Here is a 16,245-nt window from a genome sequence, read left to right on the forward strand (position 1 = left end):
GCTCAGTCCTCCTTCCGGGGGGGCAGCGCGGCCTGCGCCTTTTTCGTCAGGCCGCCGCGGACGATGTCGTAGGACAGGTGGATGCGGTGGCGCAGCTCATCCTGGGCGGTGGTCTCGGGCAGCTTGATCCAGCTACGGTGGAAATAGGGGGCGCGTTCGCCGATCCCGGCGTCGATCAGCATGGTCGCGGTCTCGATGTCGGCGGTCTTGACCGCGACGCCGGGGTCGACCGCGCCGATGCAGGCGAACATCTTGCCGCCGACCTTCCAGGCGTCATGACCGCCACCCCAGGGGTCCGAAACCTCGGCCCCCGGCAGCGGCGCACAGATCCCGGTGACGGCGTCGCGAAAGGCCTGGGTCATCAATACCCCTCCTTCTCGTCGCGGATCATCTTCCAGATGAAGCCGGAGATGAACACCATCATGATCAGGAACAGCACCACGGCGATGGCCGCGCCGTAACCCATGCGGTAGCCGTATTCGCTGAGCGCCTGTTCGTACATGTAGAAGCTGAGCACGCGGGACGAGCCGAACGGCCCGCCGTCGGTCATGATCGACACCAGGTCGAACGACCGCAGCGCGCCGATCACCGTCACGACGACGGCGATGAAGGTCGCCGGGCGCAGTTGCGGCAGCACCACATACCACAGCATGCGAAAGCCCTTGGCCCCGTCCAGGCGCGCGGCCTCGATCTGTTCCGGGTTCACATTGTTCAGGCCGGTCAGGTATAGGATCATGCAATAGGCGATCTGCGGCCAGAGCCCGGCGGCGATGATGCCGTAGGTCACCAGGTCCGGGTCCGCCAACACGGCGACGCCGGTGCCGGTCAGCCATTCGATCAGGTTGTAGAACAGCCCGAAATTGGGCGCGTAGAACCACGAGAACATCAGGCCGACGACGACCTGGCTGATCACGAAGGGAAAGAAGAACAGCGACTTGTACAGCCGGATGCCAAAGACGGTCTGGTTGAGGAAGATGGCGATGCCCAGACCGGCGGGAACCGACAGCAGGTACAGCACCAGCCAGATCACGTTGTTCTTGAGCGAGGTGTAAAAGGCTTCGTCGTCGGCCAGTTCGACGTAGTTGTCCCAGCCCAGCCAGGCCTTCTGGCCCAGCCCGTCCCAGTCATAGAAGGACAGGCGGAAGCTCTCGAAGATCGGCATGATGACGTAGAAGGCGAACATGACCATGCCGGGGGCCAAAAACAGCCAGGGCGTCAGGCGCTGCTGGTTCTCGCGCCACCAGGAGCGCCGCCGCGGGGCGTGTCCGGACAGGTCGGCCTGCGCCATGTCGGTCTCCGTGCCAGTCGTACGGGGATCGGAGGGCGGCACCCGGCCGCCCTCCCCTTTGGGTCACTTGTAGATGCGGCCGCGAGCCTTTTCGAGCCGGTCAAGGATGTTGTCCAGCTGATCCGGCTGGACCATGAACTGCTGGAAGCCCTCCATGCCCATCTTGGCCATCTCGGCCGGTGCGTCGCGGTCAAAGAACTGCGCGATGCCGCCTTCGGTGGTCGACAGCAGCTCGAATCCCGCCTGGATGAAGGGATCGTCGCCCACCGTCGCGCCGGAGTTGATCGGCAGCTGGCCCATCGCGTTGTTGATCAGGGTCTGCGCCTCGGCGCCGCCGACATAGGCCAGGAAGGCCTTGGCGTCCTCGACGTTGGTCGCGCCCGACGGGATGTGGATGGTGTCTGTCGGCGCCTCTTCGGCGCGGACCACGTCCGGGTTGATCGTCGGGAAGGGCATGAAGCCGAGAGTGTCGTTGGTCATCCCGCCTTCCTTGAAGACGGCAACGGCGAAGTTGCCCATCACGTAGTTGGCGGCCTTGCCCTGCACCAGCAGCGCGGCGGCATCCTGCCAGTCGATCGCGGCGTGGTTCTTGGTGATGTAGGGCTGCACCTTGGCCCATTCGGCAAAGGTGTTGCGCACGCCCTCGTCGGTCCAGGCGACCTCGCCGGCGGTCAGCTTCATGTGGTAGTCATAGCCATTGGTGCGCAGGTTCAGGTAGTCGAAGATCCCTGCCCCGGGCCACAGCGCCTTGGTGCCGGTGGTCAGGCAGTCGATGCCCGCGGCGGCGAACTTCTCGCAGTTGGCAATGAAATCGTCCCAGGTGGCCGGGACCTCGACGCCGACCTGGGCGTAGACGTCCTTGTTGTAGTAGATGCCCCACTGGTAATAGGTGTAGGGGATCCCCCATTTCTTGCCGTCCATGGTCATCGAGGCCGCCGCCGAGGCGAGGCTTTCGTTGAAGCCGTTGGCCTCCCACACGTCGGTCACGTCCATGAACTGGCCCGAGTTGACGAACGGCGCCATGCGGTTGCCGGCGTACCAGTTGGCCAGGTCCGGCGCATCCGCGGTCAGGAAGTTGCGGATCGCGGTCTTGTAGCCTTCGTGGTCGAAGTTCTGAAGCTGGATGTCGATGTCCGGGTTCGCCGCCTCGAAGTTGGCGATGACCTGCTCCATGGCGGCCAGCGGCGCCGGATCGTAGTCGGCGTAGTACTTGACGACGCGCTGCTGCGCCATCGCCGAGGTCGATGCAAGGGCTGCAACGATGGCCAGCGTCGCGACCGACGCCCGTTTTGTGAAACGCATGGTGTCCTCCCTGGATGTTCCACCGGCTTTCCGGAGTTTCGAATAGTGGAACTTGATTTTGTATATTGAAATCCTAACAGCCAACCGCTTAGGCTTGTCAACAGTTCTGGCGGCGCGAGGGTCATTTTTCGCCGCCGGACACGGGAGGAGACGGACCCAATGACGCGCACAGGCTCCGGTGACGGAACGGTGGGCAAGGCGCTTGAAGTCCTTGACCTGGTGGCCGGTTTCGGCCGCCCGGTGCGGTTCACGGAACTCTCTGAAAAGGCGGCGTTCCCCAAGGCCACGCTGTACCGGCTGGTGCAGACGCTGGCGCACCAGGGGATGCTGTCCTACGACCGCGACCGGCAGACCTATACGCTGGGCGTGCGGCTGGTCCGGCTGGCCCATGCCGCGTGGAAACAATCGTCGCTGGCGCCCATCGCGCGCCCGCACCTCGATTCGCTGGCCGCCGATGTCGGCGAGACGGTGCACCTGGCACAGTTGGACCACGCCCAGGTGCTGTATGTCGACAAGCGCAACCCGGCGAATGCGATCGAGATGTATTCCTCGGCCGGCAAGGTCGGGCCGGCCTACTGCACCGGCGTCGGCAAGGCCATGCTGGCCTATCTCGGCGAGGCCGAGTTGCAGCCCATCCTCGGCCAGCAAAGCTTTCACCGCTTTACACCGAACACGCTGGTGACACCCGAGGCGCTGCGCGCCGAGTTGCGCGAGATCCGTTCGCGCGGCTATGCCTTTGACCGCGAAGAGCACGAACCGGGGATCATCTGCGCCGCGCTGCCGGTGCTGACGCCCGAAGGCCGCCTGCTGGGCGCGCTGTCGGTCACCTCCTCCACGACGCGCAAGTCTCTCGACGCGCTCGAACACCTGGTCCCGCGCATCCGCCGGGCCGCCACCGACATCGCGGCAGAGGCGCATCACTGGCGCTTTCCCGACGATATCCGTCAAACCGAAAGACTGGGGGCCGAATGACATGTCTGGCGTGACACTCAACGACGTCGTGAAGAGGTACGGCACCGTCCAGGTGATCCACGGAGTGGACCTGGCGATCAAGGACGGCGAATTCTGCGTCTTCGTCGGCCCCTCGGGCTGCGGGAAATCGACCCTGCTGCGGATGGTGGCGGGGCTGGAGGAAACCACCGAGGGCCGCATCACCATCGGCGAACGGGACGTCACCCGGCTGGACCCGGCCGAGCGCGGCGTGGCGATGGTGTTCCAGACCTACGCGCTCTACCCGCACATGACGGTCGAGCAGAACATGGGTTTCGGGCTGAAGATGAACGGCCACCCCAAGGCCGAGATCCGCGCCAAGGTGGCCGAGGCCAGCCGCATCCTGAAACTGGACGACTACCTGGCGCGCAAGCCTGCCGCGCTGTCCGGCGGGCAGCGCCAGCGCGTCGCCATCGGCCGCGCCATCGTGCGCGGCCCGGAGGTGTTCCTGTTCGACGAACCGCTGTCGAACCTCGACGCCGAACTGCGGGTCGAGATGCGGGTCGAGATCGCGCGCCTGCACAAGGAGATCGGCGCGACGATGATCTACGTCACCCACGACCAGGTCGAGGCAATGACCCTGGCGGACAAGATCGTGGTGCTGCGCGACGGGCGGATCGAGCAGGTCGGCGCGCCGCTGGAGTTGTACCGCAACCCCGACAACCGCTTTGTCGCCGGGTTCATCGGCTCTCCGGCGATGAACTTTCTCTCTGCCACCGTGCGGGGCGGCGGTGTCGAGGCACCGGCGCTGGGCGGGTCGCTGACCCTGCCGGTCACCCTGCCCGCCGATGGCACGGCCGTGACGCTGGGCATCCGGCCCGAGCACCTGGCCATCGACCCGAATGGCCAGACCTTCACGGTCGAGCTGACCGAGGCGCTGGGCGGCGTGTCCTACGCCTACCTGCGCGCCGAGACGGGCGAGCGGATGATCGTCGAGGAACGCGGCGACGAGCGTGTCGAGGAAGGCGCGCAGGTCGGCGTGACGCTCGATCCGGCGCGGGCCTATCTCTTTGACCAAAAGACGGAACAGCGGATCCGCTGAGATGGGTCAGTCGCGGGCCGGGGCCTCGGCCCGGTTGGTCATGGTGTAGTCGCGCGTGACGCGAAAGACGCGGACCTCCTCGGCCCCGTCCGCCTGCGCGCGGGTCGCCAGCGCCTGCGCCGCCGCCCCCTGCCCCGCCTCGGCCAGCGTCACGAAACGACCCGGGCGCGTGACGCTTTCATAGGCGCGGCCTTCGGCGGCCGGGGTCGTGCCATGGGCGGCCACCAGGAACCGGTCCCGTGCCTCTGCGTCGATGGTGGTTTCCTGCGCCCCGACCCGGATGCGGTAATCCTCGAAATGCGTGGTGCGCCCGGCCGCCTGGCTGGCGCGGTGGGTGGCGTCACGTCGCCAGGCCGCAAGGGCCGATTCGTCCTGCCACAACTGGTGCGACAGCAGCGCCTCGGGATCGTCCAGAGGGCGGAACCGTTCGAGGTAAAGCAGCCCGCGATGCTGCGCGAGGATCGGTTTCAGCCGCTCCACGTGTTCGAAGTAATGCGGCATGTGGCCGGGTTTCGGGCGGACGTCGAAAAAGAGGCAGTGCATAGGGTCGCCTTCGCGGCAGGGTGACTGGTTGGGGACAAGTCTACCCGCCCATGTGCTTGTCCACCAGCCGCTGCACCCGGGGCGCAAAGTGCCAGAAATCCGGCGTTTCCATGTCCGGCTGCTTGCCCGCCTCGTCGAGGTAGCGCACCGCGACGATCGCCGCGAGGTTGGGGTTCTGCTCGAACGCGGCCACCTCATCGGGGTTCATCGGCCCGCCCTGCAGGCTGAGGGAATGCACCGACGCCTCGGACAGGCGGCGGAAATACTCGGGCCGGGTGGCGCAGAGATAGCGCTTGGCCGCGACGTGGTAGCGGCAGCAGTCGGTGACAACCTGGGGAAAGAAACGCTCCAGCACCTCGGCGCCGGCATCCTCGTGGTGGCGGTCCTCGGTGTCGTCCATGGTGAAGGTGCCGAATTCGCTGGTGAAATGGCCGATGTCGTGCAGCAGCGCGCCGACGACGATCTCGTCGGGCTGGCCGTTGCGCTCGGCCAGGGTCGCCCCTTGCAGCATGTGTTCGCCCATGGTCACCGGCTCGCCCAGGTATTCCTCGCCGCCGCGCCGGTCAAAGATCGAGCCGAGGAAATCGACGATAGTCTCGCGCGTCAGGGTCTGGAGGTCCGGTTTCATTCCGCTGCCTCCAGCCGAGCCGTGCGCGTCATCGCCGCGTGGCGCGACCGCAGGCCGTCCATGTCGGCGTAACAGCCCTGAAGCCAGCGCGTGCCCTCGCCCGAATAGCCCTTGCGGGCGTGCAGCACGCGGGTGTTGTCCACCACGAAGGCCTGCCCGGGGTCGAGGCGAAAGGTGACCTCCATCGCGGTGTCGTCGATGATCTCGCCAAAGCGGCGATAGGCGGCGTAATAGCGCTCCATCCGGTCAAACGGCACGTCGGTCACGGCGGCGAAGGAGCGGTTGTTGAACCGCACCGCGCGCAACTCGCCATCCGGGGCCAGCTCGATCATCGGGCGGCGCGCGGTCAGGCAGACGCCCGCCTCGCCCGCGTATTCGAAGCGCGCGCAGTGGTCCGCCAGCAGGTCAAAGAACTCGGGCGATTCGGCGCGCAGACGCAGGGCAGCGGCAAAGCCGTCCACCACCATGTTCTCGCCGCCCTTGGCCGAACTTTGCAGGCAGTGCAGCACCTGCACCGTGGGCACCGGGTCGCGATAGGGGTTGTCGGTGTGGGCCTGAAGACCCAGCCCGGTATAGGCGAGGTTGGTCGGGTTGACCTCGGTCCGCACCTCGAAATGGCGACCGTAATTCGTCTCACGGACGTAGCCGAACAGGTCGACGATGTCGAAAAGCGCGCCGGGGCGGATGGGCGCGTTGACCACCTTGGCAAAGCCGTGGCGGACGATCTGGCCCAGCCAGTCGCGCAGGGCATCGCCGCCCGCCTGCAACTCGGTGAAATCACCGCAGGGCACGTCCGCCATCAGCCCGGCATCCCAGGTCCGGACCTCGGGCGGCAGCCAGCCACGTGTCGCGGGCACGGCGCGATCATAAGCGCGCGCCTCCAGCCAGGCGGGATCGAAGGTCACGCGCTTGTCGCCGGGGGCGAAGCGGACGGTCAGCCTGCCATCGGGCGCAACAGCGGCCTCGGCGATCTGCGTGTCCTGCGGGATGTCGCGCAGGGTGATCAGCCGCTGGCCGTTGCCGGGGGCGCGGGTGCCCGGATCCTGCGCGTTGTCGCGCAGCCAGACCGCGTGAAAGCGCCGCGCGCCCGAAGGCGTGGTGAGGGTCAGGAAGCGGCCTGTGGGATCGACGGTGACGGAGGGCATGGCGGGCCTTTTATTGCTGCGGATAGGGGTCGGGCTGGAGTTTCCGCGAGAGCCTGCATAAAATCAAATCAGGAATACAGGGGGCCAGACGCGGATTCTCTTATGTATCAGGATCACCTGCCCCCGCTGGAATGGATCCGCGCCTTTGAGGCGGCGGCCCGGCTTGGCAGCTTTACCGCCGCGGCCGAAGAGGCGGGGCTGACGCAGGCGGCGATCAGCCAGCGCATCGCCCAGCTGGAACGCGACCTGGGGGTGGCGCTGTTTCATCGCCGCGCCCGGACCATCGCGCTGACGGTCGAGGGCGAGGCCTGGCTGCCGCATGTCCGGTTGGCGCTGGACGGGTTGCGCGACAGCACCGAGGCGGTCTTTGGCAAGAGCCGGGGGCGCCTGACCCTCTCGGCCAGCCTGTCGGTGATCGAACTGTGGCTCTTGCCCCGGCTTGACCGGATTCGGACGCTGACCGAGGCGGAACTGTCGGTCCAGACGCTGGTGACCGGCGCGCACGAGGCACCGCAGGACGACGTGATCCGCATCCGCTATGGTGCGGGCGACTGGCCGCACCCCTACCGCGCCCGGCTCTATGCCGAAGAGATCGCGCCGGTGGCCGCGCCGTCGCTGGCCCGGCGGTCCGATCCCTGGACCGGCTGGCCGCGCATCGCCTGCGCCGGGCCGCGCCCCGGCTGGCACGCCTGGGCAGCGGAGTTCGGCACGCCGACGACGCCGGTCCCGAAACTGCGGTTCGACACCCACCTGTCGGCGCTGGGCGCGGCACGGGCTGGGCTGGGCGTCGCGCTGGCCTCGCTGCCGCTGTGCGCCGGGGCGCTGGCCAGCGGCGCGCTGGTCCGGCTGGACCCGCGCGCGCTGACGCACCACGAAAGCTACTGGCTGCTGGCCGGTCCCAAGGCGCTGTCCCGCCGGCAGTGGCAAGCGATGACCGCGATCATCGCCTGACGCCGGTCACAGAAAGAGTGTCGCCGTCGTGGGCACCAGCGCCACGATCAGCAGCACCAGCAGCATCACCCCGACAAAGGGCATCGTCGCGGCAAAGATCTGTTCGACCGACACGTCGGGATCGTTCAGCGTGTTGTGCACGGTAAAGACGGATATCCCGAAGGGCGGCGTCAGCAGGCCGATTTCCACCGCCAGCACGGTGACGATGCCAAAGTGCATCAGGTCGATCCCCATGCCCTGCGCGATGGGCGCGGCGATGGGCACCATGATCAGCAGGATCGAGGTGCTGTCGAGGATCATGCCCATCAGCAGGATGATCGCCGAGTAGAAGAACAGGAACCCCAGCGGGCCAAAGCCCGAGTCGCTGACCAGCCCGGCGATGGCGTTGGGCAGCCCGGCGATGGCCAGCATCCGCGAATAGAACGAGGCGGCGATCAGCAGCAGCAGGATCGAGACCGAGATCACGCCGGTCTGCTTCATCACCTGCCACAGCTTGTGCCGGTCAAGGCTGCGCCGCGACAGCGCCACGATCAGCGCGCCGAAGGCGCCGACGCCGCCCGCCTCGGTCGGGGTGAAGAAGCCGGTGTAGAGCCCGCCCAGCACGAGGATCACCAGCAGGATGATGGGGATCAGCTTGCGGATCATCTCGCCGGGCGGCATCGGCGTGTAGTCGCGGTCCAGCCGGCGTTCGCGCGCGCTTTCGGGGTCCTTGAGGACAAAGCCGGGAAACAGCATGGTGACGGCGATCAGCATGGCGACAAAGCCGCCCGCCAGCATCAGCCCGGGCACAATCCCGGCGATGAACATGCCGCCGATCGAAACCTCGGCCAACACGCCGTAGATGATCAGCAGCAGGCTGGGCGGGATCAGCATCCCCAACACCGAAGAGCCGGCCACAGTGCCCGCCGAAAAGGCGGGATTGTAGCCGTGGCGCGTCATCTCGGGCACCGCGACGCGGGTAAAGACGGCGGCCGAGGCGATGGAGACGCCGGTCACCGCGGCAAAGATCGTGTTGGCGGCAACGGTGGCGACGCCCAGCCCGCAGATCATCCGGCGCAGCAGTTCCTCGGCCACTTCGAAGGTGTCGCGCCCGACGTTGGACACGCTGACCAAGAGGCCCATCAGGACAAACAGCGGGATGGTGGCAAAGAGGTAGTCGGCGATGCCGGAATAGGCGGTCAGCTCCAGCATCCGGAAGGCCAGGCCCATGTTGTCGCGGATGATCCAGATGCCCAGGAAGGCGACGCCGAACAGTGCATAGGCAATCTGCATCCCCAAGAGCACCAGCGCCACCAGCAGCGCAATCAGCAGGAACCCGATGGCAAGCGTGGTCATTTAGCACCTCGGAAGCTGCGGAGTTCCTCACCCGCGCGGTAGAGTGCTGCGAGGATCGCGATGAACGCCCCCAGGGCGGTGATGCCGCGGAACGGCCAGGTCGGGATGGTCCAGACGCCCTGCACGCCAAAGAATTCGGCAGTGGTCCAGCTGTCGGTGAACTTGGGCCAGGATGGCCAGAGGATCAGCGCAAAGACCACGGCCCCGGACAGGCAAAAGGCGGCCTCGATCAGCGCCACAGCGCGAGGCGAGGCGCGTTCGATCCGGCGCACAAGGAAATCGGCGCGGGTCAGGCGTTTTTGCAGGATGGCGGCGGGCACCTGGAGAAAGACGATGGCCACGACAGCGCGCGCCGCGATCTCGGAGACGCCGGTAATCGGCAGGTCGAGAAAGTTGCGCCCGATCACGTCGGCCACGATCAGCAGCATCAGCGCGCCGATGGCGGCGGTGCCGACCGCCGACATGGCCGCCGCGACGCTGCCCAGCGCCGCGCCCAGCGGTGCGTCGGAAAAGGACGGCACGTAGCCGTCGTCGAACTCAACCGTGTTGTCTTCGCTCATGCCGTGTCCGCCGTCCAAGTTCCCGTCATCCAAAGAGACACCCGCCCGGCATCATGGCCGGGCGGGAGCAGCCTGTCACCTCTGGATCAGAGACCTTCGTCCCAGTTGCGCAGCGGGGTCGCGCCACGCTCGCGCAGGGCGGCGAAGTAGGCCTTGAGCACGGTCTTGCCGTCCTCGCCGGTCTGCTCCAGCCAGGGTTCGATGATGTTGGGCAGGCCGTTGACCCACTTGGCCTTTTCCTCGGCCGGAAGGTCGTGGATGGTCAACCCGGCGGCCTGCATCTCGGTCAGGGCGCGGGCGGCGAGATCACCCACATAATCGCCGTGCGCAATCGAGGTCGCCTTGGCCGCGGCGCGGAACGCCTCCTGCACCGGGGCGGGCAGGCCTTCGTAGAAGTCCTTGTTGGCCGCGATGCCGCCGAAATACATCGAACCGATGCCGACGCGGGTCAGCTCCGGCGCCACTTCGTAAACGCGGGTCGGCAGGATGCCCGAGGCAAAGGACAGGGTGCCCTCGGTCACGCCGGTCTGGATGTTGGTGTAATAGGTGGTCAGCGCGCCATCGACCGGCGTCGCGCCGGTTTCGCGCAGCCAGTTGGCCGAGGTGCCCGGCGCGTTCAGCTTGCGGTTTTGCAGGTCGGCCATCGAGTTGACCGGGAAGGTGGCGTAGATGTCATAGCTGTCGGTGATCAGCGACGACAGGTGCACCATGCCGTTCTCGGCCCAGCTGTTCTTCAGCTCGGGCAGGCTTTCGGACAGCTCGTCGAAGATTTCGATGATCATGCGGTGATCTTCAGTGGCGAAGGGCGTGAAATAGGTCACGTTCTGAAGCGGCATGTTCGCGCCTTCCCAGACCGTGCCCACCATGCCCACGTCGACGATGCCGTCCATCACCGCCTCGCGCGTGTCGGTGAACTTGTAGAGCGTGCCGGCGTAGTTCTCGACCCAGTTGACGGTGTATTCATTGCCGGCCTCGGCCAGCAGGCGGTTCACCTCGGGTTGAAAGGTGTTCTTCATCGCGTAGACCCAGATATTGGCCTCGGGGTGCGACGAGCCGATGTTGACGGTGATGCTCTGCTGCGCAAAGGCCGCGCTGCCCAGCAACATGGCGGTGACCGTGGTGATGGCCGTGAGTTTCATGGTGGTCCTCCCTTGGAAGGGCGCTTTGGGTGCGCCCGATTGGTTCAGTCGTGGATCGTGCCCAGCGCCCGCAGGATGCGTTCGGGGGTAAAGGGCATTTCGGTCACCTGCGCCCCCAGCGGGCGCAGCGCGTCGTTGATGGCGTTCATCACGGCGGCGGGGGCGCCGGCGGTGCCGGCCTCGCCTGCGCCCTTGGCACCCAGTTCGCTTTCCATGGTGGGCGTCTCGACATGGGCGATGACCATGTCGGGCATTTCGGCCGCCATCGGCACGAGGTAATCCGCCATCGAGCCGTTCAGCAGCTGGCCGTCCTCGTCGTAATGGATTTCCTCGAACAGCGCGCCGCCCAGCCCCTGCACGATGCCGCCGCGGATCTGCTCGTCGACCAGCTGCGGGTTGATGACCCGGCCGCAGTCCTCGACGCACCAGTGTTTCAGCAGGGTGACGACCCCGGTATCGGTGTCGACCTCGACGTAGGAGGCCTGCACGCCGTTGGTGAAAGCGAACGGGTAGTCCATCGTGATGTAGTGACGGGTCTGCACCAGTTCGCGCGGCAAGCCCTTTGGCAGGGTGTCGCCGCGGAAGTAGACGATGCGGCCCAGTTCCTCGAGCGGCATCCGCTCTTCGCCGCTGTCCATGTCGACGATCTGTCCGGCGCGGATGTCCAGCTTGCCCTTGTCGGCCTGCAACATCGCCGCCGCCACTTCGAGGATCGAATCCCGCAGCGCTTTCGCCGCCTGAAGCGCCGCCTCGCCGCCGATGCCCGCCCCGCGCGAGGCCCAGGTGCCGCCGCCGTAGGGCGTGACCTGCGTGTCGCCGGTGATGACGCGGACCTGGTCGGGGGTCACGCCGACACCCTCGGCCACCACCTGGGACAGCATCGCCTCGGTGCCCTGCCCCTGCTCGGTCACGCCCGACAGCGCCACGACCGACCCGTCGGGGTCCATCCGCACGGTGCAGCCATCCTGCGCCGAGATGCGCGCGCCGCCGATGCCGTACATGAAGGGCGAAGGGTTGGTGAGTTCGATGAAGGACGCGATGCCGATGCCGCGTCGCTTGCCCTGCCGCAGCGCCTCGGCCTGGTCGGCGCGCAGCGCGTCGTAGTCCATGATCTCCATGAGCTTGTCCATGGAGGCATGATGCGACAACCCTTCAAAGCGCATCTTGGCGGGCGAGGTCACCGGGTAGGCATCATCGCGGTACATGTTGCGGCGGCGAATCTCGACCGGGTCCATGCCGATGGCGGCAGCGGCCAAGTCGACCAGCCCCTCGGTGATCGCCACGGCGATGGGATGGCCAACGGCGCGGTACTGGCAGGTCGGCGTCTTGTTCTGAAAGACGACGGTGGTCTGCGCCCGGTAGTTGGCGAAATCATAGGGACCGCCGCAGAGGTTCACCACCTGGTTGCCCTCGATGGCCGAAGTGCGGGGATAAACGGAATAGGGGCCGATCCCCGTCCAGTCGTCCACGTCGATGGCGAGGATTTTGCCCTCGGCATCCACGGCGATCCTGGCCTCGATCTCGTGGTCGCGGGCGTGGATGTCGGTGGAAAAGCTTTCCAGCCGGTCGGCGATGAACTTGACCGGGCGGCCCATGATCTTGGCAATGGTCGCGGTGGCGACCTCATCGGGGTAGACGTGGACCTTGATCCCGTAGGATCCGCCGACGTCGCCGCAGATCACCCGCACCCGGCTTTCGGGAATGTCGAGATGCTTGGCAAAGACCGTCTGCATCATGTGCGGCGCCTGCGTCGCGTGATAGGCGGTCATCTGGCCTTCGGCCGGGTTCCAGTCGACAAGGATCGAGCGCGGTTCGAGCGTCACGCCGGTGTGCCGCGCGGTGCGAAAGCTGGCCGAGATCACCTTGTGCGCTGCGGCCATGGCGGCGTCCACGTCGCCCTCTTCGTGCAGGCGGCGAAAGGCGAGGTTGTCCCCCAGGTCGGGGTGGATGACCGGCGTGGTCTTGTCCAGCGCGGTCATCGTGTCGGTGACGGCGGGCAGCGGGTCGTAGTCCACCTCGACCATTGCCGCGCCTTCCTCGGCGGCGGCGCGGGTGGTGGCGACGACGGCGACCACCGGCTCGCCGACCCAGCAGACGCGGTCCAGGGCCATCGGATGCTGCGGCGGGGATTTCAGCCCCTTGAGGTGCGCCAGCACGGCGACCCAGGGGGTGCAATGTTCGGCCAGGTCCGCGCCGGTGAAGACGCGCAGCACGCCCTTGACTGCCTTGGCCGCGTCGGTGTCGATCCCGGTGATCCGGGCATGTGCCATGGGCGAGCGGGCAAAGGCGACATGTACCATGCGCGGCAGCACGATGTCGTCGACGTAGCGTCCGCGCCCCTCGACCAGCTTGCGCGCGTTGGGGCGCGGCACCGTCTTGCCGATGTAGGAGTTCGGGCGGTCCGGGTTACCAAATGCGATGGTCATGCCGCCCCCTTTCCGGCGCGCGCGCCGGTTGCGTCTTGCGCTCTCGCGCGGGCCACGCCTTCGACCGCGTCCACGATCGCCTCGTAGCCCGTGCAACGGCAATAGTTGCCCGACAGGTGTTCGCGGATCGCGGCGCGGCTGGGCACGCCGCCCTGCGACAGCAGTTCCTCGGCCGCGACCAGCATCCCCGGCGTGCAGAAACCGCATTGCGCCGCATTGCGCGCGACAAAGGCCTCTTGGAGGTCGGCAATCGCGGCGGTGTCGGTCAAGCCTTCGACAGTCCAGACCTCGGCGCCGTCGGCCTGCGCGGCCAGCATCAGGCAGCCGCGCACCGCCTGGCCGTCCACCCGGACAGTGCAGGCGCCGCAGACGCCGTGTTCACAGCTGGCGTGCGCCCCGGTCAGGCCCAGCTCCAGCCGCAGGAAATCGATCAGGTGCTGGCCTGCGGGAACGCGCGCCTCGACCGGCTCTCCGTTCACGGTCAGCGCCACGTCCACCTTGTCGCGGAACATCTCGGTCATCTCGTCACTCCCCCGTGCGCGCCACGGCGCGCCGCAACAGAACCCCGGCCAGGTGCCGCCGGTAGGCGGCGGTGGCCTGCGTGTCGGACGGCGGGTCGATCTCGGCCTGCAAGGCCGCCACCGCGCCGTCCAGGTCGCCCGCGTCCAGCGCCGCCATGGCGCCGCGCGCCAGCACCGGCACGGGACCGACCGAGAACAGCGACACGCGATGCCCGGCCGCCCGCTTCACCAGGCAAAGCCCGGCCAACGCATAATCGCCCGACCGCCGCGCGACCTCCTCGATCACCTGCACCTCGCCGGCTTCGGCCTTGGGCACCGACAGGCCGGTGAGGATCTCGCCTTCCTCCAGCGCGGTGGTGAACACCTCCTGGAAAAAGTCCTCGACCGGGATTACCCGCGCGCCCTCCGGCCCTTCGACGTGGATCTCGGCGCCCAGCGCCAGCGCACAGGCGGGAAACTCGGCCGCCGGGTCGGCATGGGCCAGCGCCCCGCCGATGGTCCCACGATTGCGGATCGCCGCGTGGGCGATGTGGTCGACCGCCTGCGCCAGCAGCGGCGCATGGGTCCGGACCAGTGCATCGGTCCCGATCTGCGCGTGCCGCGTCAGCGCGCCGATCCGCAGGTGCGTGTCGTCCTCGCAGACGCCCGCCAGTTCAGTCAGGCGCGAGATGTCGACCAGCAGGTCGCCGGTCGACAGGCGCATGTTCATCGCCGCGATCAGGCTTTGCCCGCCGGCCAGGACACGCCCCTGCCCCTGCGCGCCGGCCAACAGGTCCAGCGCGTGACGCAGGTCCGTCGCCCGGGCATATCCACCCGCCGATGCCTTCATGGCTCCCCCCCCATTTTTCCTTGACCGTCGCGCTTATTCATCGCTTGATCAATTGTGTTGAGCAGATGATCTATAAAACGCGAGTCGTTGCAAGACAAAATTTTTTCGGGCAGGCAATCCACCGGAGGCGCGCAATGGACGGACAGACGGACAATTCGGGAACGCCCGGTGAAGACGGCGCCACCCGCAGGCGCCTGCCGCCCAAGGAACGGCGGCAGCAGATCGTCGACGAGGCGGTGCGTTTCTTTGCCGAGGTGGGGCTGGACGGCAAGACGCGCGACCTGGCCAAGCGGCTGGGCGTCACCCAGTCCCTGCTGTTCAACTACTTCGCCACCAAGGACGAGCTGATCGAGGCGGTCTACGAAAAGGTCTACATCGGACGCCTGTCGCCGGACTGGCCCGAACGGCTGACCGACCGCGACGTGCCGCTGCGCGACCGGCTGCTGGCCTTTTACCGCCAATACAGCGCGCTGATCTTCGAACGCGAGTGGATGCGCATCTTCATGTTCTCGGGCCTTGCCGGGGCGGCGCTGAACCACCGCTACCTCGAACACCTCGGCGACGTGATCCTGCGCCCGTTGCTGACCGAGACCGAGGCGCTGGCCCGGGGTGACCGGCGCCCGGTGATGGAGGACGTCTGGACCCTGCACGGCGGGATCGTCTACATCGGCATCCGCCAGCACATCTACCGGATGCCCGCCCCCGAGGATCCGGACCAGGCGATCGCACGGGCGATCGACCAGTACCTGGAGTTCTTCGGCATCGAGGCCGGGGACTGAGCGCGGTTCAGTCCTGCGACGTTCGGCGCGCGGCGATGAAGCGCGCGCCCAGGTCCTGCGTGTAGCGCTCCAACTCGGTCAGCACCACGTCCGCCGCCGAGGCGTCGCGCGCCTCCATGGCGTCAGCCAGCCGGGTGTGCAGCCCGACGATGTGCCCGCGTGCGCGCAAGCCGAATGTGATCATGTTCATCAGGGGCTGCATCGCCTCGACCGCCCCGGCCAGATGGTAGGACAGGATCGGGTTGCCCGCCGCGTCCACCAGCGCCCGGTGCAGCGCCACGTCGGAGGCGCAAAACGCCTCGTCGCTGAGCGCAGGCTGGCCCTGTCGGTGGATCTCGGCCCGCATCGCGGCGAGGTCGTCGGCGCTGCGCCGCTGCGCCGCCAGAACGGTGCAGGACTTTTCCAGCGCATACCGCGCCTCGCAGGCGACGTCGAAGGCAACCTCGTTGATGGTCAGCAGCAGGGTCGAGGTGGTCGCGTGCTGGCCCTGTGCCTCGGCGTAGGACAGTCGCCGTACAAATGCCCCGCCAAAGGCCCCCCGCTCGGTCCGGATCAGCGACTGCGCGGCCAGGCGTTTCAACGCCTCGCGCACGGTCGGGCGCGACACGGCAAAGGTCTCGGCCAGGTCCGATTCGGAGGGCAACCGGTCATCCGCCGTCAGGTCGCCCGCCAGGATGGCGTCTCGGATCGCCTTGGCGATCTGGGCCGGCAGATCAGGCTGCTGATTTTCTTTGTCTCTTTTCATTTGTCTTACATTTAAATGTCAG

At 67.2% G+C, this 16,245-nt stretch carries 17 protein-coding genes; 4 read left to right on the forward strand and 13 right to left on the reverse strand.

The genetic code is table 11. From position 1 onward, the window contains the following. Positions 1-2: 2 nt before the first annotated feature. The 3 genes from MAA8898_RS11345 to MAA8898_RS11355 form a co-directional block, all read right to left on the reverse strand. Complete coding sequence (locus MAA8898_RS11345; protein ID WP_094021124.1) at positions 3-362, reverse strand: MmcQ/YjbR family DNA-binding protein; 360 nt, start codon at positions 360-362, stop codon at positions 3-5. Beyond that, complete coding sequence (locus MAA8898_RS11350; protein WP_094021125.1) at positions 362-1,288, reverse strand: carbohydrate ABC transporter permease; 927 nt, start codon at positions 1,286-1,288, stop codon at positions 362-364. Before MAA8898_RS11350 ends, MAA8898_RS11345 begins: the two co-directional genes overlap by 1 nt. 63 nt (positions 1,289-1,351) lie before the next feature. Beyond that, positions 1,352-2,590 (reverse strand): ABC transporter substrate-binding protein, encoded by a 1,239-nt coding sequence (locus MAA8898_RS11355; RefSeq protein ID WP_094021126.1) that lies wholly within the window; start codon positions 2,588-2,590, stop codon positions 1,352-1,354. Between the two features lie 159 nt (positions 2,591-2,749). Here MAA8898_RS11355 and MAA8898_RS11360 point away from each other — a divergent pair, with 159 nt between their 5' ends. Together MAA8898_RS11360 and MAA8898_RS11365 are read left to right on the forward strand one after the other, a co-directional pair. Continuing rightward, the gene (locus MAA8898_RS11360; protein WP_094021127.1) at positions 2,750-3,562 is read left to right on the forward strand and encodes an IclR family transcriptional regulator; all 813 of its coding nucleotides are present in this window, start codon (positions 2,750-2,752) and stop codon (positions 3,560-3,562) included. Between the two features lies 1 nt (position 3,563). Continuing rightward, positions 3,564-4,622, forward strand: a complete 1,059-nt coding sequence (locus MAA8898_RS11365) for an ABC transporter ATP-binding protein (RefSeq protein WP_094021128.1) — start codon at positions 3,564-3,566, stop codon at positions 4,620-4,622. A 6-nt stretch (positions 4,623-4,628) separates the two neighbouring features. Here MAA8898_RS11365 and MAA8898_RS11370 read toward each other — a convergent pair whose 3' ends face one another. Genes MAA8898_RS11370 through tmpA form a run of 3 tightly spaced genes read right to left on the reverse strand, consistent with a single transcriptional unit; the run spans position 4,629 to position 6,938 of the window. After that, on the reverse strand, positions 4,629-5,165 hold the full coding sequence (locus MAA8898_RS11370; RefSeq protein ID WP_094021129.1) for an antibiotic biosynthesis monooxygenase family protein: 537 nt from the start codon (positions 5,163-5,165) through the stop codon (positions 4,629-4,631). A 40-nt stretch (positions 5,166-5,205) separates the two neighbouring features. Continuing rightward, positions 5,206-5,793 carry a (R)-1-hydroxy-2-trimethylaminoethylphosphonate oxygenase gene (gene tmpB, locus MAA8898_RS11375; protein ID WP_094021130.1) on the reverse strand — a complete coding sequence of 196 codons (588 nt, stop codon included), beginning with the start codon at positions 5,791-5,793 and terminating at the stop codon, positions 5,206-5,208. Further along, the gene (gene tmpA / locus MAA8898_RS11380) at positions 5,790-6,938 is read right to left on the reverse strand and encodes a 2-trimethylaminoethylphosphonate dioxygenase (RefSeq protein ID WP_094021131.1); all 1,149 of its coding nucleotides are present in this window, start codon (positions 6,936-6,938) and stop codon (positions 5,790-5,792) included. Before tmpA ends, tmpB begins: the two co-directional genes overlap by 4 nt. A 102-nt stretch (positions 6,939-7,040) precedes the next feature. Between tmpA and MAA8898_RS11385 the strand changes: the two genes are divergently transcribed. Further along, positions 7,041-7,889: a LysR family transcriptional regulator gene (locus tag MAA8898_RS11385; RefSeq protein WP_094021132.1), complete on the forward strand. Its 849-nt coding sequence runs from the start codon at positions 7,041-7,043 to the stop codon at positions 7,887-7,889. Between the two features lie 6 nt (positions 7,890-7,895). Here MAA8898_RS11385 and MAA8898_RS11390 read toward each other — a convergent pair whose 3' ends face one another. From MAA8898_RS11390 to MAA8898_RS11415, 6 genes are all read right to left on the reverse strand, one after another. Next, positions 7,896-9,224 carry a TRAP transporter large permease gene (locus MAA8898_RS11390; RefSeq protein ID WP_094021133.1) on the reverse strand — a complete coding sequence of 443 codons (1,329 nt, stop codon included), beginning with the start codon at positions 9,222-9,224 and terminating at the stop codon, positions 7,896-7,898. Then, positions 9,221-9,784, reverse strand: a complete 564-nt coding sequence (locus MAA8898_RS11395; protein WP_094021134.1) for a TRAP transporter small permease subunit — start codon at positions 9,782-9,784, stop codon at positions 9,221-9,223. Before MAA8898_RS11395 ends, MAA8898_RS11390 begins: the two co-directional genes overlap by 4 nt. Positions 9,785-9,870: 86 nt before the next feature. Continuing rightward, positions 9,871-10,923 carry a C4-dicarboxylate TRAP transporter substrate-binding protein gene (locus MAA8898_RS11400; protein WP_094021135.1) on the reverse strand — a complete coding sequence of 351 codons (1,053 nt, stop codon included), beginning with the start codon at positions 10,921-10,923 and terminating at the stop codon, positions 9,871-9,873. 44 nt (positions 10,924-10,967) lie between these two features. Next, positions 10,968-13,349 (reverse strand): xanthine dehydrogenase family protein molybdopterin-binding subunit, encoded by a 2,382-nt coding sequence (locus tag MAA8898_RS11405; protein WP_094021136.1) that lies wholly within the window; start codon positions 13,347-13,349, stop codon positions 10,968-10,970. Further along, positions 13,346-13,870 carry a (2Fe-2S)-binding protein gene (locus MAA8898_RS11410; protein WP_094021137.1) on the reverse strand — a complete coding sequence of 175 codons (525 nt, stop codon included), beginning with the start codon at positions 13,868-13,870 and terminating at the stop codon, positions 13,346-13,348. Before MAA8898_RS11410 ends, MAA8898_RS11405 begins: the two co-directional genes overlap by 4 nt. 4 nt (positions 13,871-13,874) lie before the next feature. Beyond that, positions 13,875-14,699 (reverse strand): FAD binding domain-containing protein, encoded by an 825-nt coding sequence (locus MAA8898_RS11415; RefSeq protein WP_094021138.1) that lies wholly within the window; start codon positions 14,697-14,699, stop codon positions 13,875-13,877. Between the two features lie 134 nt (positions 14,700-14,833). Here MAA8898_RS11415 and MAA8898_RS11420 point away from each other — a divergent pair, with 134 nt between their 5' ends. Further along, entirely contained in the window at positions 14,834-15,478 is a 645-nt protein-coding gene (locus MAA8898_RS11420) for a TetR/AcrR family transcriptional regulator (protein WP_094021139.1), read from the forward strand. 7 nt (positions 15,479-15,485) lie between these two features. Here MAA8898_RS11420 and MAA8898_RS11425 read toward each other — a convergent pair whose 3' ends face one another. After that, positions 15,486-16,223, reverse strand: coding sequence for a FadR/GntR family transcriptional regulator (locus MAA8898_RS11425; RefSeq protein ID WP_094021140.1), 738 nt, complete (start codon positions 16,221-16,223; stop codon positions 15,486-15,488). Positions 16,224-16,245 lie beyond the last annotated feature (22 nt).

The organism is Antarctobacter aquimaris (genome assembly GCF_900184945.1).
GTDB lineage: Bacteria > Pseudomonadota > Alphaproteobacteria > Rhodobacterales > Rhodobacteraceae > Maliponia > Maliponia aquimaris.

Bases quoted from the DNA above. Each gene is read 5' to 3' on its own strand.
- MAA8898_RS11405 (WP_094021136.1), bottom strand. From the start codon at position 13,349: ATGACCATCGCATTTGGTAACCCGGACCGCCCGAACTCCTACATCGGC.
- MAA8898_RS11365 (WP_094021128.1), top strand. From the start codon at position 3,564: ATGTCTGGCGTGACACTCAACGACGTCGTGAAGAGGTACGGCACCGTC.
- MAA8898_RS11400 (WP_094021135.1), bottom strand. From the start codon at position 10,923: ATGAAACTCACGGCCATCACCACGGTCACCGCCATGTTGCTGGGCAGC.
- MAA8898_RS11390 (WP_094021133.1), bottom strand. From the start codon at position 9,224: ATGACCACGCTTGCCATCGGGTTCCTGCTGATTGCGCTGCTGGTGGCG.
- MAA8898_RS11385 (WP_094021132.1), top strand. From the start codon at position 7,041: ATGTATCAGGATCACCTGCCCCCGCTGGAATGGATCCGCGCCTTTGAG.
- MAA8898_RS11370 (WP_094021129.1), bottom strand. From the start codon at position 5,165: ATGCACTGCCTCTTTTTCGACGTCCGCCCGAAACCCGGCCACATGCCG.
- MAA8898_RS11425 (WP_094021140.1), bottom strand. From the start codon at position 16,223: ATGAAAAGAGACAAAGAAAATCAGCAGCCTGATCTGCCGGCCCAGATC.
- MAA8898_RS11345 (WP_094021124.1), bottom strand. From the start codon at position 362: ATGACCCAGGCCTTTCGCGACGCCGTCACCGGGATCTGTGCGCCGCTG.
- MAA8898_RS11360 (WP_094021127.1), top strand. From the start codon at position 2,750: ATGACGCGCACAGGCTCCGGTGACGGAACGGTGGGCAAGGCGCTTGAA.
- MAA8898_RS11420 (WP_094021139.1), top strand. From the start codon at position 14,834: ATGGACGGACAGACGGACAATTCGGGAACGCCCGGTGAAGACGGCGCC.
- MAA8898_RS11415 (WP_094021138.1), bottom strand. From the start codon at position 14,699: ATGAAGGCATCGGCGGGTGGATATGCCCGGGCGACGGACCTGCGTCAC.
- MAA8898_RS11350 (WP_094021125.1), bottom strand. From the start codon at position 1,288: ATGGCGCAGGCCGACCTGTCCGGACACGCCCCGCGGCGGCGCTCCTGG.
- MAA8898_RS11395 (WP_094021134.1), bottom strand. From the start codon at position 9,784: ATGAGCGAAGACAACACGGTTGAGTTCGACGACGGCTACGTGCCGTCC.
- MAA8898_RS11355 (WP_094021126.1), bottom strand. From the start codon at position 2,590: ATGCGTTTCACAAAACGGGCGTCGGTCGCGACGCTGGCCATCGTTGCA.
- MAA8898_RS11410 (WP_094021137.1), bottom strand. From the start codon at position 13,870: ATGACCGAGATGTTCCGCGACAAGGTGGACGTGGCGCTGACCGTGAAC.
- tmpB (WP_094021130.1), bottom strand. From the start codon at position 5,793: ATGAAACCGGACCTCCAGACCCTGACGCGCGAGACTATCGTCGATTTC.
- tmpA (WP_094021131.1), bottom strand. From the start codon at position 6,938: ATGCCCTCCGTCACCGTCGATCCCACAGGCCGCTTCCTGACCCTCACC.